Below are 15,912 nucleotides of genomic sequence, written 5' to 3'. Positions count from 1 at the left end.
TCGACGCCATCTTCGCCGATGGGTTGGTGCTTCACGAATGGCTGAAGACCAAGGCCGGCGCCGGTTTCGAGATGGTGGGCGACGCCTACGAGCTGGACGAGGGCATCGGCATTGCCGTACGCAAGGAGGACAACGTGCTGCGGCAACGGCTCAACGCCGCGCTGGCGGCCATACTCGCCGACGGCACCCACGCCAAGATCAACGCGCGGTACTTCCCCTTCAGCATCTACTAGTGGCCCACGGCCCTACGGCAGAGTCGTTGCCGGGTAAATTCCGTCTTGCCATGGGCCCCTTTCTTCGGCGGTTCTCCGCATGAACGATCCCCCGGCGCTGCTGATCGGCTTCGGCGCCCAACTCGCGGCAGGGACACTGGTAACCGCCGGGCTAGCGGGCGCCTCCCTCGCCGGCGGCCTGTTGCTGGGCATCGCCGGGGCGGCGGCGCGGATGTCCCACCGGCGGCTGCTGCGTACCGCCGCCCGGGCATACACCACCGCGGTACGCGGCGTGCCGGAGCTGCTGGTGGTCCTGATCGTCTACTTCGGCGCCTCCGCCGCCATCGGCCGCGTGGCTGCGCTGTTCGGCGTTACAGGCTTCTTCGAGCTGAACCCCTTTCTCGCCGGCGTGGCGGCGCTCAGTCTCACCTTCGGCGCCTACGCGGCCGAAGTGCTGCGGGGCGCATTCCTGGCCGTGCCGCCGGGACAGACCGAGGCGGCCTACTCCCTGGGGCTTACACGGGCGCGCGCGTTTCGCCACGTGCTGCTGCCGCAGGTCTGGCGCACGGCGCTCCCGGGGCTGGGCAACCTGTTCCTCGTATTGCTCAAGGATACGTCCCTGGTGTCGGTGGTGGGGCTGGACGAGCTCATGCGAAAAAGCGCTCTCGCGGTGAGCTATACGCAGCAACCGTTCCCTTTCTATGTGGCCGCCGCGTTCATCTACCTCGGCATGACGGCAGTCTCCATGGCCGGCATCCAGGTGCTGGAGCGACGTGCGGCACGCGGAATGGAGTGGTCCGGATGATGGCCGCCCTCCACGGTCTGGCCGCCGAGAGCACTGCGCAGCTCTTGACCGGCGCCTGGCTCACGGTGCAACTCACGGCGCTGGCCATGCTGGCGGGCACCACCCTGGCCTTTCCGCTGGCGCTCATGCGCACGTCACGCCATGGCTGGCTCCGGGCGCCGGCCTACGGCTACGTTTTCTTCTTCCGGGGCACCCCCCTCCTGGTCCAGATATTCCTGGTCTACTACGGCTTGGCGCAGTTCGAGATGGTAAGGGACAGCCCGCTGTGGCCCGTCCTGGGCGAGGCGTACTGGTGCGCGATCATCGCCTTCAGCCTGAACACCGCGGCCTACACAGCCGAGATCATCCGCGGCGGCATGCTGGCAGTGCCCCTCGGCGAGCGGGAGGCGGCGCGGGCCCTCGGATTTTCGCGCTGGCAGGAAATACGCCTTATCGTGCTGCCCAGGGCCGTGCGGCAAGCGCTGCCGGCCTATGGCAACGAGGTGATCCTGATGCTCAAGGGCAGCGCCCTCGCGAGCACCATCACGCTGCTGGACCTCACCGGCGTCGCGCGCACCCTCATCGCACGCACCTACCTGGCGGTGGAATTCTTCGCGCTGGCGGGGCTGATCTACCTTCTCCTGACCCTCTTGATCGTGCGCGGCGTGCGCCTGCTGGAGCGGCGCTGGGCGCTGCCGGGCCAGCCCCTCGACACCGTGGCGGGCACACGCCATGGAGACCTGCTCTCCTGAGCGTGCCGGCCACATCCTCGGAGACCGTTCCACGTTGCAGATTACCAGAATTCTGATAGATTTTTCGCACAGCCTTTCCGTGCGGAGGATAAGCCATGCCCGTCATTCGCCCTGTTTCGGATTTGCGCAACAAGGCCGCCGAAATCTCGAAACTCTGTCATGAATCCGGGGAGCCGGTCTTCATTACGAAAAACGGCGAGAGTGAGCTAGTGGTGATGAGTGCGGCGGCCTACGAACGGGATCAGGCGCGGCTCAAGCTCTACGAGTTGCTGAACGCGGCTGAAGAGGATTCGCGTCACGGAGACCGCGGTATCGGCGTGAAGGCCTTGGCCGCGCTTCTCCGCGAGGCGCGAGGATGACGCGGCAGATCCGCGTTCTTCGCCGCGCCCAATTGGATCTCCTCGAAATTCAGTAATACATTGCGCGGGACAATCCCGCGACGGCCGAGGACACCGTGAACGCCCTGCTCGCTCTGATCGCCAGCCTTGGAGAGTTCCCGGAGCGTGGACGAATACCACGGGATGCAGTTCTCAAGGCCTCCGGCTACCGCTATCTGCGGCATGGCGAATATCTTGTGTTCTACAAGGTTCTTCGATCCCAGGTCCGCGTGTACAGAGTCGTGCACGGGCGGCGCAGATATGAAGACATCCTGTGACACATGAGACCGGCGAAGCACGCGCCGGACCGGAGAGAAGGCAAGATGGGGCGAATCAAGAACCTCGACGAGATCAAGGCAATGGTGCGCGAGCGCACCGGCAAGCGCACGGTTTTCCGCGGCGCCCGGATCGAGGACGTGGAGCCGGTGCTCGACCGGCTCACGACCAAGGACCCGGAGCTCTGGGCGGCCGAGTGGTCGCGAGCGGCGGAGCCTTACGCGGACGCCGGCGAGGCGCACGAGGCGGCGGGACACGCGGCGGAGGCGCGGGAGGCCTTCCTCATGGCCTACGTGTACTACACCATCGGGCGCTATCCCGTTCCCCTCTCGCCGGGGAAGCGGGAATGCGCGCGCCAGAGCCTGGAGCTGTACCTGCGCGCCGCGCGCCACTTCACGCCGGCGCTGGAAGTCCTGGAGATCCCCTATCCCGGCGATCTGGTGATCCGCGCCTTCCTGCGCAAGCCCGACGGGGTGAGCCCCTGCCCGGTGGTGATCAACTTCGGCGGCATCGACTCCTACAAGCCGGAATGCCACGAGTACGACGAGGCGTTGCTGAACGCGGGGCTGGGGGTTTGCGCCATGGACATGCCCGGCGTGGGGGAAGCACCCATCAAGGGCTCCACCACCGCCGAGAGCCTGTTCGGCGCGGTCATCGATTATCTGTGTGAACGCGAAGACGTGGATGCGCGGCGCATCGCCATCCTGGGTCGCAGCTTCGGCGGCTACTGGGCCGCCAAGATGAGCTTCGTGGAGCCGGAGCGGCTGCGCGCGTCGGTCGTATGGGGCGGCGGGGTCCACTACAACTTTCAGGCGGAGTGGGTGCGCCGGTCCACCAACGCCGAAAGCTACCTCATGGACCACGAGTTCTGCCGCGCCAGCGCCTTCGGCCTGCTCGACCTGGAGGATCTGGTGGCGTACTTCCCGTCGTTGTCGCTGAAGACCCAGGGGCTGCTGGACAGGCCCTCCTGCCCCATGCTGATCGTCAACGGGAAGAACGACCTGCAGACGCCCATCGAGGACCTGTATCTGCTGCTGGAACACGGCGGCCCCAAGACCGCCCGGGTCTTCCCCGGAGGCCACATGGGACAGACGCCGCAGACCCTTCCCACCATCGTCCGCTGGCTCCAGAGGGAACTGCGAAAATAATCGTGCGGACGATCGTTCGGCTCTTGCAAATCGGCGCCGAACGGCGTATGGATAGTCCTACACCCATCAAACCTCAGGCGTAGTCTCCTGTCGGTGCAGCCGGCGTGGAGTCAGCTTGGGGCAATCTTTCGTACTAACGTTCATTACGAAATCAAGGAGGAGAGCATGTTGATAAAGAAGGAAAGAATCGACACCTTCGACGATTGGGTGGATGCGTTCCACCAGTGGCACGACGATATCGGCTACCCCATGGAGCTGATCGGCGGCGACTACACCTTCGAGACCAAGCTCGACGACGTGGAGAGCAACGAGATCGAGTTCGGCGAGTACGCCGGCCGGCCCAAGTGGGAGAAGGTCACGGACATCCCCGACCAGCGCATCCAGGACGCGCTGGCGCACCTGATCGAGTTCCAGGGCGACACCGAGTTCGCCTCGGTGGAGCAGCAGACCAACCTCATCGAGCGCGCGCCCACCGACGTGGACCTGAAGAACCTGATCCGTATCAACCGCGAGGAGATGCGCCACGGCTGGCAGATGGCCTACGTGCTGGTGACCCAGTTCGGCGAGTCCGGCAAGCGCCAGTCCCAGCGGCTGCTGGAGCGGCGCGCGTCCGAGGGTTCGCGCCTGCTGGATTCCTTCAACCAGCCCGTGCGCAACTGGCTCGACTTCTTCGTCTACACGAGCTTCATCGACCGCGACGGCAAGTACCAGTTGAACATGCTGAGCCGGAGCGCCTTCGCGCCGCTAGGCCGCAGCACGTTGCCCATGCTGAAGGAAGAAGCCTACCACCTGGCCCAGGGCAACATCGGCCTGATGCGCATCGTCAAAGCCGGCAAGATCCCCATGCCCATCATCCAGAAGTACTTCAACAAGTGGATCTCCACCGCCTACGACCTGTTCGGGCAGGACGAGTCCAGCTCCGCCCACTGGGCCTATGTCTGGGGCCTCAAGGGGCGCTACGACGAGCACCTGTACGACGAGCCGGCGGACATGGACCGGCTGAACGAGTTGTCAAGGACGACCTTCTTCAAGGAGGTGCAGGCGCTGGTGGATGCGTTGAACCACAACATCGCCGACGACCAGCCCCCGCTGACGATTCCCAGCGACAAGTTCCGCCGCTACATCGGCAACTACGCCGGCCAGCCCTACAGCGTCGACGGAGAGCTGCTGTCCGACGAGGACTACGCGAAGCACCTGGAAGAGGTGATGCCCTCGGATGCCGACGACGAGCTCGTCATCGGCATGGAAAAGGAAGGCGGCTGGATCCTCGACCCGAGGTAATCCAGAGAACGACAAAAAAACGGAACCGGCGCGGGTCTACGGCTCGACCTCGAGCCCGTAGGCCCGCGCCATCACGATGATGGGGTGCACCGGCTTTCTGCCGGTCCCCTGCTCCACCTGAACCGCCGACAGCGGACAATCGGTCACCGTACAGGCGTCATCCGGCCTCATGAACTTGAACAGCGGCCGGCCCACCTGCATCGACGCCTCGAAGTTCTCCTTCTTGACGCTCCAGGTCCCGTCGTGCCCGCTGCAGCACTGCATGCGGGAGACCTCCGCGTCGGGGATGAGCTGCATCAGCTCCTGGGCCTTGAAGCCGATGTCCTGCGCCTTGAGATGACACGGCTGGTGGTAGCGGATCTTGCCGACCTCCCGTGAGAAGTCGACGTCCAGCTTGCCGCTCTCGTGCAACTGCACCAGGTACTCCGACAGGTCCAGGGTGTTCTCGGCCACCAGCTTCGTATCCTCGGTGGGCAGCATGCGCGGGTAGTCCTGCTTGAGCATGTAGCTGCAGCTCGCGGTGGGCACCACGATCTTGCAGCCCTGGCGCACGGCCTCGCTCAGGCTCTTGACGTTGGCCTCGATCTTCCGCACCGCCTCGTCCAGGAGCCCCACGTCGATGAACGGCATGCCGCAGCACTGCTGCTTGGGAACCGTGCACTCGACGCCGTTCTTCTCCAGCACGCCCACCGCGGCCTTGCCGATGTCGGGTTCGTTGTAGTTGACGGTGCAGGTGTAAAAGAGCGCCGCCTTCTCCCCGCCGTTGGTTTTCGGGGCCGCGGGGCGCCGGCGGTTCCACTTGGCGAAGGTCTGTCCGTGGTAGGTCGGCAGCAGCCGGTCGCGGTGCACTCCCAGGTACTTCTCCATCAGGCCGCGCACAAACGGCGTCCGGTTGGCCCAGTTGACCAGCGGCGCCATCCAGCTCGCCAGCCGCCCGGCCCGGTCCGTGTCTCCCATGAGCCGGTCGGCCCAGCTCACGCCCTTCTCCTTGGCTTCCACAAGTGTCGCCCGCATCATGGTCCGGGGAAAGTCGATGTCCCACTCGTGCGGCGGCACGTACGGACAGATGGGATCGCAGAGCTTACACTGGTAGCACTGGTCCACCACCGACTTCATCTGCTCGTCCTTGAGGGAGGTGGCGTCACCGAAGTTCTCGTCCATCATCTGGAACAGGCTCACGAACGACGGACAGAGGGTGTGGCACAGCGTGCAGCCGTAGCAGATGTCGAACACGCGATCGAGTTCCTTGCGCAGGGCTCCCTTGTCCCAGAACGCCGGTGTCTTGGGTTCAAAGCTCATGAATGCGGTTTCCTCCTCGGAGATGTTCGCATGAAGGCGCGATGAAGGGGGATCTTAAGGGTTTCATCCGTGAAAAGTAAGAAAGGAAGCTAAATTTATGCGCGCGACTGAATTGAGTCGGCGGCCTAAACGACTATAAGTCGAGCTGCTGCTTCAGGATACGAAAGATCAGACCATAGAAGCGGCAACAGGAGGGCAGGGTCGCCGTCAGGAACTCGCGGATGGATTGCACCGACAGCCGTGCGTCCACGTGGCTCACCACCTTCAGGACGGCAACATAGACGCGGCTCGGGTCCGGCAGTGCGTCCGCCAGCCGCAGGCTCTCGGTGGAGGGGATCAGCGGATCGGTGTCCCCGTGGCCGATGAGGACCCGCGCCGTGACTTGCGGGACTACCGGACGGAGAGAGAGGCCCTCCAGGTAGTGCCGCACGCCGGGTTCGGTCGCCTCCACGAGGCTCCGGACCCGGGCCGGGTCTTGGTTCCGGATCAAGTCGTACACGGCGCGTCCGTCTTCCGTGAGCCGTTCCGGCGAGATCACCGGCGCCTCCCCGTCCCATCTGGTGACGCCGGCGTCGGCCTCCCGCTGCATGTCATCGAGCAGACCCGCCAGCACCCTGCGATCCTCCGCCACCGTCACATGGACCAGGAGGTTCTTCACGAACACGTACCTTGCGTAGATCTCCGGCGGTTCGACGTGCCGGTGGCTCCGGTACTCGTCCCGGCCGGTGGTCAGGTAGCGGATTATGTTGACCGTGTCGTAGTAGCCGCCGAAGGACACCACGAACTTCACCCTATCCCGGATCGACGGGTCCGCCGCGGCCTTCAGGGTCGGACCGGCGGCGAAGCTGATGCCCAACAGGCCGGCGCGGGTTGCGTCCACCTCGTCCCGCGAGAGCATGAAGCGAAAGGCAGCCGCGATGTCCTCGGACTCGGCCATCTCCAGCCGAAGGGACTTGAGCCCCTCGAGTTCGGGCACCAGGACGGCGAACCCGCAGGAAGCGAGCTCGTCCGCCAGCGCCACCAGGCGCGGGTCGTCCTTGCCCGTGTCGAGCACCCCGTGGGTGACGAGCAGACCGGCACGGGGCCGGGCATCCTGGACCGCGTAGAGATCGGCGACCATGTGCCGGTCGCCGCCGGCGATGGCGAGGGTACGGACGGCGGGCTTGCGCCGCCGCCAACCTCGAAGGAGCCTCCTCAAGCCCTCGCCGCCCAGCAGATGGAGCAGCAGCGCCAGGCTCAGGAACGCGATCCGGACGTGTGAAAGGATGGACAAGGGCGGCCACCCGCCTGTGCAGAGAAATTCTAGTGTCTTGTCCGGGCGATTCGCCCGACAGGGCTCCCGTCGCCGGCGCGGTGCCGGCCACGGGAGCCCCGCGGGTGTGGCAGCGGATTCACACGGAGAACCCGCTAGTGATGCGCGGCCTCGCCCTCCAGGGCGAGGTTGATGTGGTGGTGGGACTTGGACACCGGGCCGATGCCCTTGGCGAGGGTGGTCCAGTGCTCGCCCTCGTCGTCGCTGTAGAAGATGTCGCCGTCGGTGGTGCCGGCGAAGATGGCGTAGCCGCCGTTCCACGCATCCATGCACATGGCCTCGATGTTGGCGCGGATGTGCTCGGGCAGGCCCTCGCCCAGGATGTCCCAGGTCTGGCCGCCGTCACGGCTGCGCGCCACGCGCGCGTCCGCGGTGTGGAGCTTGCGCCACGTACCCGGGCCGGTCTTGGCGCCGGCCACGAACAGCAGGTTGGAGTCCTGCGGATGGACGAAGAACGGGTCCACGTAGCCGATGCGGAAGTCCCGCGGGGTCATGTTTTGCCAAGTGGCGCCGCCGTCGCCGCTCACGCAGAAGCCCGCCATGACCTCGGGGCCGCAGTTGGTGGTGGGCGCCGTGCCGTAGAGCTTGTCCGGGTCGTTGGACGGGATGAACACGCGGTGCGCGTCCGGGTTGATGTTGTCGATGGTGGTCCAGGTCTCGCCGCCGTCCGTGGTGCGCAGGAAGCCGCCCACCTCCACCGCCACGTGGATGATGTCGGGGTCCGTGGGATGGAACGTGATGCTCTTGGCATGGGCCTGGTGCGGCGGTCCCGGAAAGGTCCACTTCTCGACGCCGGGTACCTGGCGCAACCCCGGCATGTCGGTCCAGCTCTTGCCGAGGTCGTCGCTGTAGTAGAGGTGCGCGGGCTGCGTGCCGGCGTAGACCCTGGGCTTGCCGTCCACCAACTGGGTGGCCAGCGAGTAGATCTCCTTGTCGCCGATGCCGCTGTCGCGCTTCTCCCAGGTGCCGCCCTCGTCGGCGCTGGCGTAGATCTCGCAGCCGTAGGTGCCGACGAAGAGCGTCTTCGTCGCCGGCTCGAAGATGACGGAACTGGCGTGCTTGCCGGGCAGGTGCACGCTGTCCTGCCGCCACGAGCCATTGTCGCGGCGGAACGAGAAGACGCCGTCCACGGTGCCTACGAGCAGCTTGTCGGTAGCGGTTTCGCCATGGGTCAGCAGTTGGCCTCCAGGGGATAGACAAACGAACATGATCAGTCCTCCTTCGCGCGATTTGCCTTTGCGTTTCTTGCCGGTCCAATCTACTGAAGCCCCCGCCACCCCGTCAAGACGCGCGGGGTTGAATTTCCCGGCGCCTTGGTATTAGTTCTCACTGCGAAAGGGACGCCGCACGAGACCCTCGCGGCGTCTTCGGAGTCGGTTTCATCCAAGGCAAATCTTGAAGGAGGTAATCATGTACACGACCGACCAATACGAGGGCATGCTGGCCGAGACCATCACCATCCAGGGCCACAACGGCGACACCATCAACGCCTATTACGCGCGTCCGCTGGGCGCGGGGCCGTTCCCCGGCGTGGTGGCCATCCACCACCTGCCCGGCTGGGACGAGTGGTACCGGGAAGCCACGCGCCGGCTCGCGCACCACGGCTTCGCCACCATCTCGCCGGACCTTTATCATCGGGCCGGCGCCGGCACGCCGGAAGACGTGGCCGCCAAGATCCGCGCCGACGGCGGCGTGGCCGACGACCAGGTGGTGGGCGACCTCACGGGCGCCATGAACTACCTGCGCTCCATGCCCTACCACAACGGCAAGGTGGGCATCTGGGGTACCTGCTCGGGCGGGCGCCACGCCTTTCTCACCGCCTGCCGCGCCCAGGGCTTCGACGCGGTGGTGGAGTGCTGGGGCGGCCGCGTGGTGGCCAGTGGCGACGACCTGACCGAGAAGCAGCCCGTCGCCCCCATCGACTACACCGCCGACCTCTCCTGCCCGATCCTGGGCATCTTCGGCAACGACGACAAGAGCCCTTCGCCGGAACAGGTGGACCAGCACGAGGCCGAGCTCAAGAAGCACGGCAAGGACTACGAGTTCCACCGCTACGACGGCGCCGGCCACGGCTTCTTCTACTACGACCGCCCCGCCTACCGTCAGGAGCAGGCGGTGGACGGCTGGAAAAAGCTCCTCGATTTCTTCGGGAAGCAACTCGGCTAGGAACGCGGGGCATTTCCGGAGAGCACGAAAGGAGACGACCATGTGCACGATGATCGCCAGAAAGGTCGTTATGGAGGGCAGCGGCAAGCAGTCGGAGGACTGGTTCAAGGTCAACCAGGCCAACGTCGCCTATGACCATCCCTACCACGTCTTCCGGGAGCACTCCGTCAACATCGACTTCGTCAACGAGGCCGAGGGAACGGGCGCCCGCGTGGCCGTGGAGTTGAGCGTGGAGTCGGCCCGCAAGCTGGTGGACACCATCCTCAACGTGCTGGACGAAGCGGAGCGGGGCGGCTGGATCGACGAGAACGAAGGGCCGGAGGAACACATGCCTCCGGTGAAGAGCTCGGGAACCCTGTAGACCCGGTTTCCAGGCAGGACGGCTTTCCCGGAGTCAGCCTTTCCGGCCCGCTTGGGACGCGGAAGGCTGACTCCCCCAATCCCCCAACACACTGATTGCAGGCGCTACGCCTGCGCCGGCACGGCGGCGATCTCGCTCACCGGCACCCCATAGAAATCCGCGGCGTTCCGGCACAGGATGCGCTGCTTGTTCTCCTCGGTCAGGTCGTCGCGCCGGCGCAGCTTCTCCACCGAGTGGGGCCAGTCCGTGTCCCAGTGGGGGTTGTCGGACGAGTACAGCAGGCAGCGGTCGCCGATGTGGCGGATGGCGTCGGGGATTGTGAGCTCCTCGCACTCCACGCCGAAGTAGCACCGTCCGCTCTTCACGTACTCGCTGGGCGCGCGCTTGCACAGCGGCGCCTCCACGTCGCCGCGCTTCTCCCACTCCTCGTCCAGCCGGTCCATCCAGTAGGGCACCCAACCGGCGCCGGACTCCAGGAAACCGACCTTCAGCTTGGGATAGCGCTCCAGCACGCCCCCGAAGATGAGCTGGGTCATGGCGATCATCTGCTCGAAGGGATGGGTCACGGCGTGGATCGCCAGGAACTTGTCGAAACGATCCGTGCCGGCGGCGTCGCGCGGCTGGCTGTGGACGGCGATGGGTACGTTCAGCCGCTCCACCGCGGCATAGAACGGGTCCAGCTCCCGGTCGGAGAGCTTGCGCCAAGCCACGTAGGTGGGCACCTGCACCGCCACCATGCCCAGCTCCACCAGCCGCTCCAGCTCCTCCACCGCGCTCTCGACCTCCTGGAGGCCGACGATGCCCACGCCCTTGATGCGCTCCGGCGAGGCGCTGCAGAACTCATGCAGCCATTCATTGTACGCCGTCGCCAGCACCCGGGCCCGGGCCGGGTCGCGCACGTTGCCGATGCTCAAGCCCGCGGTGGGGAACAGCACCGCGGTGTCGATGCCCTCGGCGTCGATGTCCGCCAGCTCCCGCTCGGGGTCCGCCACCCGGTGCCCCATGCGCCCCAGGTCGCGGTCCCAGCCGTCCTGGGGAAACAGCTCCCGGGCCGTGCTGTAAGGCTCCGGGATCCTCTCCCGGTATGCGGTCATGGGCTCGGTCAGGTGCCCGTCCGCGTCAATGACAGGATATCCGATCATCTCGTGTTCCCTTCTTGCGCCCCTTCACCCTCCGTCCCGAGCCCTTCGACAGGCTCAGGACAGGCTTCGCGACGTGAAACGTCGCGAAGTCGAAGGACGCTAAAGCCCGTAGAACTCCCGCGGGTTGTCCTCCACGATCCGGGTGTGCATCTCGTCGCTGATGCCGCCGCTTTCCTTGAGCGAGGTGAGCGCCTCAAGCTCGGTGGACGAGTCGGCGTGCCCGTAGTCCGTCCCGATCATCAGGGTGCCCTCGCCGGCCTGTTGCACCAAGTACGGCACGTCGTCCCCGATCTGGCAGGTCACGTACATGTTGTACTCCTTCAGCAGATCCTCCGGCAGCTTGTCGTCCACCGTGTCGATCCGCCGCCGCAGCTCGTAGACCACCCACGGGATCCAAGACGCCGCGGTCTCGATGAAGCCGAACCGGAGCTTTGGAAAGGTCTTGGGGATGCCGGAGCTGACCAGGCGGAAGAAGGCGCCAACGTTGAAGATGCGGTACTGGTTGAAAAACTCCCGGCTGCCGTCGGGGTTGCCCATCATGTCCACCAGGTTGGCATTGCCGTTGGACTGGTGCAGCCCGATGCACAGATCCAGTTTCGAAGCCTCCTCGTAGATCGGAAAGAAGTACGGGTCGTCCACGGGGCGGGGGCCCTCCATGGGCCGCATGAAGATGCCGCAGGCGCCGTTCTCCTTGGCGAAGCGCAACTGGTCCATGGCATCGGGCATGCTGAGAAACGGCAGCACGCACATCCAGCGGAGCCGCCCCTTGCCTTCCTTCCAGATGTCCGCCAGCCAGCGGTTGTAGGCGCCGCAAAGGGCCACGTCCACCTCCGGCCGCTCGGTGCACTGGTCCAGGAAGATGCTCGTGTAGAGGACCTGCACGTCGATGCCCAGCTCGTCCATGTGCGCCAGCCGCGCCCCCACGTTGGCCACGTCGCGGGTCTCCATGGAGGTAGTCATCTGCCTGCCGGTCCTGCGCGACCGCTCCACCAGCGCCTCCTCGGTGAACGTGAACCGGAACAGCCCGCGAATCTTCCCGTCGATGACCCAATTCTGCCGCTCCGTCCCGTCGTTCGGGTCGAAAAGGGCCGGCCGGTACTTCTGCTCCGACGGCGTGAGATAGTCCCACGTACGCGGGCTCTCGACGACATGCGCGTCAGCGTCTACCCATCCCATTGGATCGGTCTCCTTCCGTGGATAGCTGTGGGATACGGTCCGAGATTATCCGGGTTGAAGCGAGGCAGTCAACCTGCCTTCAAGACCCTGCTCCAGAACGAACATTCCGCGTTGACCTGTCACCCGAATCCTGCCATGCAGGACACACCTACCAGAAGGAGGCCACCATGCCAGGTGTCGTGGACGCGGACACGCACATTATCGAGCATCCGGGGATGTGGGAGCTTTTCGACCCGGCACTGTACCAGCGGCGGCCGGTGCTGGCGTCGACCACGGTGGACAGCGTCTACGGGGAGAACAACCAGGTTTGGCTCATCGACGGCATGGCCGTGCCGAAGCGTTTCGGCAAAGGCAGCGCGCTGGTGGCGGTGGGCGGCTCGGACAGGGAGAATGCCCGAACGGACATCGCGGCGGCGGTGCGGTACGTCACCGACCCGGAGGCGCGGGTGCGGGACATGGACAAGCGCGGCGTGGACACGGAGGTGGTGTACCCTACCCTGCTGCTGAGCTACCTGGACGTGAACGTGGCCCTGGAGGTGGCCGTCTGCCAAGCGTACAACCGCTTTCTGGGGCAGGCCTGGAAGACCGCCGGGGACCGGCTGCGATGGGTGGTGGTGCCGCCGTTGCGGGACATGGACGCGTCGGTGCGGGAGATCGAGACGGCGCGGGACCACGGCGCGGTGGGAGTGTTCTTCCGCGGCGTGGAGGGCGACCGCTCGTTGGCGGAATCGTATTTCTTTCCGGTTTATGAAGCGGCCAACCGGCTGGGCATGGCCATATGCATCCACACCGGCGCGGGTGCTCCGGACATCACCAAGGTGTTCGACCGGAACTTCAGCCACAACCTGCCCCACGTGCGCTCTCTGCCGCTGTTCGCCTTCCGCGACCTCGTGGCGCACAAGATCCCGGAGCGTTTCCCGGACGTCCGCTTCGGGCTTCATCGAGGCCTCCGCCTCGTGGGTCCCCTACATCCTGCACCATCTGCAGCGAGCGAGCGGTGCGAAGCTCAACGCCGGCGGCGACGCGGACGCCTCGCTCGACTGGGGCCCCGGCTTGTTCCGCGACTACCGGCTCTACGTGGCCGCGGAAGCCGACGAAGACCTGCCTTACCTGCTTACCCACATCGGCGAAGACCACATCATCATTGGCTCCGACTACGGCCACCAGGACCAGTCCCGGGAAAACGGCATGGTGGCGGTCATGCGCCGCAAGGAGAACGTCTCTTCCGAGGTGGTGGAGAAAATCCTCTGCGACAATCCGCGCCGGTTCTACGGGCTCGACTGAGCGGTTGCGGACATACGAACTGCTAGATCGGATTATGACCTTGACGACATATGCGTCTTGAGTCATAATCGACTATGGCGTGGAAAGTCGAATTCGACCCAGCTTTCGACCCGGAATTCGATGCCCTCCCGGTTCTGGTACAGGATGAACTGCTCGCACAGGCGAAACTCATCGAGGCGTTGGGCCCGGCATTGGGTCGGCCGCGGGTAGACACCTTGAAGGGATCGCGACACGCGAACATGAAGGAGTTGCGCTTTCAGGCCGACAAGGGGGTTTGGAGAGTCGCTTTTGCGTTTGATCCCCGGCGGCAAGCCATCGTCCTGGTGGCCGGCGACAAGTCAGGTGTGAAGGCAAGACGCTTTTACACGGCACTGATCAAGAAAGCCGACGAAAGGTTCGATGCTCATTTGGACCGGCTGAAACGCGGAAGGAGGTCGCGATGACGACCCTGACGGAGAGAATCGGGAAACTCCCCAAAGCCCGGCGAAAGAAGGTACTGGAACGGGCAAGGGCACTGATTGCCGAGGAGATGTCTTTGCAAGACCTGCGCAAGGCGCGAAAGAAGACTCAGGTCCACGTGGCGAAAGAGCTTGGCATCAAGCAGGAAAACGTATCGCGAATCGAGAAGCGCAGCGATCTTCTGATATCCACACTCAGCGGCTACGTTGAAGCGATGGGCGGCAAGTTGAGCCTTGTGGCAGAGTTTCCCGACCGTCCTCCGATTACGTTGACCGGCATCGCTGCTCTCGACAAGGAGGCCCGTCCGGCCAAATCATAGGCGTGCCGACACGGCACCTCGCGTTGTAGCCGCAACGGTTGAGATTTCCCCGCCCGCGCCCTAAGTTCAGGTGCAGGTTTGGAGGACCACATGAGCAAGGACATCACCTTTGTCGACACCACCCTGCGCGACGGGCACCAGAGCCTGTGGGCGGAGAACATGACCACGGGCATGATGCTTTCGGTGGCCGAGCAGATGGACCGGGCGGGGTTCGAGGCCATGGAGCTGATCTCCGGGTCGCATCTCAAGAAGTGCGTGCGGGAACTGAAGGAGGATCCGTGGGAGCGGGTGCGGCTGGTGGCGCAGCGCATCACCGAGACGCCGCTCCGGGTCATCGCCGGGCGGGTCAACACCTTCGAGTTTAACCCGCTGTGCATGTACCGGTTGTTCATGGAACGCATGGCCGCCAACGGCATCCGCGAGGCGCGCATCTCCGAGGAGTGGAACGACCTGGCGGGCTGGACGCGCAAGGTGAAGGTGTCGCGGGAGGTGGGCATCAAGCCCATCATCAACATGATCTACTCGGTGTCGCCCAAGCACACCGACGAGTACTTCGCGCAGAAGACCCGCGAGGCGGCCTCTCTGGAGGTGCCGATCATCTGCCTCAAGGACCCCGGAGGGCTGCTCACGCCCGAGCGCATGCGCACGCTGGTGCCGGTGATGTACGAGAACTGCAACGGCATCCCCATCGAGCTTCACACCCACTGCACCACCGGCCTGGGGCCGCTGTGCTGCATTGAGGCCATGGACCTGGGGATCCGCAGCGTCAACACCGCGGTGCCGCCGCTGGCGGACAGCTCCTCCAATCCCTCGGTCTTCAACGTCGCCCGCAACGCCCGGGCGCTGGGCTACAACCCGCTGGTGGACGAGTCGGTGCTGGAGCCCGTCTCCGAGCACTTCATGACCATCGCCAGGCGCGAGGGCTTCCCCATCGGCAAGCCGGTGGAATACGACTATGCCCAGTACCAGCACCAGGTGCCCGGCGGCATGCTGTCCAACCTCCAGCACCAACTCGACAAAGTGCGCCTGGGCGACCGGTTCCCTCAAGCCCTGGAGGAATCCATCCAGGTGCGCGCCGAGTTCGGCTATCCCATCATGGTGACGCCGCTGTCCCAGTTCGTGGGCAGCCAGGCGGCGCTCAACGTCATCGTCGGGGAACGCTACAAAGAGGTCACCGACCAGGTGATCCGCTACGCCCTCGGGCGCGCCGGCGAGGAAGGCGCCCGGCTCATGGACCCGAACGTCAGGGACAAGATCCTCGACCGGCCGCGGGCGCGGGAGATCGCCGCACAAGAACCCGAGGACACGCCGCTCTCGGAGATGCGCGCCCGGCTGGGTGGCGACGGGGTGTCGGACGAGGAGCTGCTGCTGCGCTGGCTCATGAGCGAAGAGGAGATCGCCGCCATGCGCGCGGCCGCGCCGCCCCAGGCCTACGTGAGCACCCGCCCGCCGATGGTGGCGTTGGTGGAGCAGCTCGCCAGGAAATCCGACCTCGCGCACGTGCGGGTGGCCAAGGGCGATCTCTCCGTGACGCTGAACCGGGCCGAATAACGCAGGAGGAGCC

General features: G+C 65.3%; 18 protein-coding genes. 13 read left to right on the top strand and 5 right to left on the bottom strand.

The annotated features are described in order from the left end of the window. The 7 genes from OXU42_08180 to OXU42_08150 all read left to right on the top strand — a co-directional run. Nucleotides 1-233 (top strand): transporter substrate-binding domain-containing protein (locus tag OXU42_08180; protein MDE0029360.1); only part of this gene is annotated, 233 nt, incomplete at its 5' end. Nucleotides 234-312: 79 nt separating this feature from the next. After that, nucleotides 313-1,017: an ABC transporter permease subunit gene (locus OXU42_08175; GenBank protein MDE0029359.1), complete on the top strand. Its 705-nt coding sequence runs from the start codon at nucleotides 313-315 to the stop codon at nucleotides 1,015-1,017. Then, the gene (locus tag OXU42_08170; GenBank protein ID MDE0029358.1) at nucleotides 1,017-1,748 is read left to right on the top strand and encodes an ABC transporter permease; all 732 of its coding nucleotides are present in this window, start codon (nucleotides 1,017-1,019) and stop codon (nucleotides 1,746-1,748) included. The genes OXU42_08175 and OXU42_08170 overlap by 1 nt, the downstream gene beginning before the upstream one ends. A 95-nt stretch (nucleotides 1,749-1,843) precedes the next feature. Continuing rightward, entirely contained in the window at nucleotides 1,844-2,107 is a 264-nt protein-coding gene (locus OXU42_08165) for a type II toxin-antitoxin system prevent-host-death family antitoxin (protein MDE0029357.1), read from the top strand. 59 nt (nucleotides 2,108-2,166) lie between these two features. Then, nucleotides 2,167-2,403: a type II toxin-antitoxin system RelE/ParE family toxin gene (locus OXU42_08160; protein MDE0029356.1), complete on the top strand. Its 237-nt coding sequence runs from the start codon at nucleotides 2,167-2,169 to the stop codon at nucleotides 2,401-2,403. 3 nt (nucleotides 2,404-2,406) lie between these two features. Next, nucleotides 2,407-3,549 carry an alpha/beta hydrolase gene (locus tag OXU42_08155; protein MDE0029355.1) on the top strand — a complete coding sequence of 381 codons (1,143 nt, stop codon included), beginning with the start codon at nucleotides 2,407-2,409 and terminating at the stop codon, nucleotides 3,547-3,549. Nucleotides 3,550-3,714: 165 nt separating this feature from the next. Then, nucleotides 3,715-4,830 (top strand): phenylacetate-CoA oxygenase subunit PaaI, encoded by a 1,116-nt coding sequence (locus tag OXU42_08150; GenBank protein ID MDE0029354.1) that lies wholly within the window; start codon nucleotides 3,715-3,717, stop codon nucleotides 4,828-4,830. A 36-nt stretch (nucleotides 4,831-4,866) separates the two neighbouring features. Here the strand turns inward: OXU42_08150 and OXU42_08145 are convergent, their stop codons facing one another. From OXU42_08145 to OXU42_08135, 3 genes are all read right to left on the bottom strand, one after another. Beyond that, the gene (locus OXU42_08145) at nucleotides 4,867-6,129 is read right to left on the bottom strand and encodes an anaerobic glycerol-3-phosphate dehydrogenase subunit C (protein ID MDE0029353.1); all 1,263 of its coding nucleotides are present in this window, start codon (nucleotides 6,127-6,129) and stop codon (nucleotides 4,867-4,869) included. Between the two features lie 133 nt (nucleotides 6,130-6,262). Continuing rightward, nucleotides 6,263-7,402, bottom strand: coding sequence for a hypothetical protein (locus OXU42_08140; GenBank protein MDE0029352.1), 1,140 nt, complete (start codon nucleotides 7,400-7,402; stop codon nucleotides 6,263-6,265). 134 nt (nucleotides 7,403-7,536) lie between these two features. Then, complete coding sequence (locus OXU42_08135) at nucleotides 7,537-8,649, bottom strand: hypothetical protein (protein ID MDE0029351.1); 1,113 nt, start codon at nucleotides 8,647-8,649, stop codon at nucleotides 7,537-7,539. Nucleotides 8,650-8,851: 202 nt separating this feature from the next. On the opposite strand from OXU42_08135, the gene OXU42_08130 reads away from it, so the two are divergent. Next, complete coding sequence (locus tag OXU42_08130) at nucleotides 8,852-9,607, top strand: dienelactone hydrolase family protein (protein ID MDE0029350.1); 756 nt, start codon at nucleotides 8,852-8,854, stop codon at nucleotides 9,605-9,607. Nucleotides 9,608-9,647: 40 nt separating this feature from the next. Beyond that, on the top strand, nucleotides 9,648-9,968 hold the full coding sequence (locus OXU42_08125) for a DUF6295 family protein (GenBank protein MDE0029349.1): 321 nt from the start codon (nucleotides 9,648-9,650) through the stop codon (nucleotides 9,966-9,968). A gap of 104 nt (nucleotides 9,969-10,072) precedes the next feature. Here OXU42_08125 and OXU42_08120 read toward each other — a convergent pair whose 3' ends face one another. Together OXU42_08120 and OXU42_08115 are read right to left on the bottom strand one after the other, a co-directional pair. Next, on the bottom strand, nucleotides 10,073-11,110 hold the full coding sequence (locus OXU42_08120) for an amidohydrolase family protein (GenBank protein MDE0029348.1): 1,038 nt from the start codon (nucleotides 11,108-11,110) through the stop codon (nucleotides 10,073-10,075). A gap of 99 nt (nucleotides 11,111-11,209) precedes the next feature. After that, nucleotides 11,210-12,286, bottom strand: coding sequence for an amidohydrolase family protein (locus OXU42_08115; GenBank protein MDE0029347.1), 1,077 nt, complete (start codon nucleotides 12,284-12,286; stop codon nucleotides 11,210-11,212). A gap of 167 nt (nucleotides 12,287-12,453) precedes the next feature. On the opposite strand from OXU42_08115, the gene OXU42_08110 reads away from it, so the two are divergent. From OXU42_08110 to OXU42_08095, 4 genes are all read left to right on the top strand, one after another. Next, the gene (locus OXU42_08110) at nucleotides 12,454-13,596 is read left to right on the top strand and encodes an amidohydrolase family protein (GenBank protein ID MDE0029346.1); all 1,143 of its coding nucleotides are present in this window, start codon (nucleotides 12,454-12,456) and stop codon (nucleotides 13,594-13,596) included. A gap of 48 nt (nucleotides 13,597-13,644) precedes the next feature. Further along, nucleotides 13,645-14,013: a type II toxin-antitoxin system RelE/ParE family toxin gene (locus OXU42_08105; GenBank protein ID MDE0029345.1), complete on the top strand. Its 369-nt coding sequence runs from the start codon at nucleotides 13,645-13,647 to the stop codon at nucleotides 14,011-14,013. Then, nucleotides 14,010-14,348 carry an XRE family transcriptional regulator gene (locus tag OXU42_08100; protein MDE0029344.1) on the top strand — a complete coding sequence of 113 codons (339 nt, stop codon included), beginning with the start codon at nucleotides 14,010-14,012 and terminating at the stop codon, nucleotides 14,346-14,348. Before OXU42_08105 ends, OXU42_08100 begins: the two co-directional genes overlap by 4 nt. A 90-nt stretch (nucleotides 14,349-14,438) precedes the next feature. Beyond that, complete coding sequence (locus OXU42_08095) at nucleotides 14,439-15,899, top strand: biotin carboxyl carrier protein (protein ID MDE0029343.1); 1,461 nt, start codon at nucleotides 14,439-14,441, stop codon at nucleotides 15,897-15,899. Nucleotides 15,900-15,912 lie beyond the last annotated feature (13 nt).

It is taken from the genome of Deltaproteobacteria bacterium, assembly GCA_028818775.1.
Taxonomy (GTDB): Bacteria; Desulfobacterota; Binatia; order UBA9968; family JAJDTQ01; genus JAJDTQ01.
Note: the sequence above shows the minus strand (reverse complement) of the source record. Positions and strands in the feature narration are given on the sequence as shown.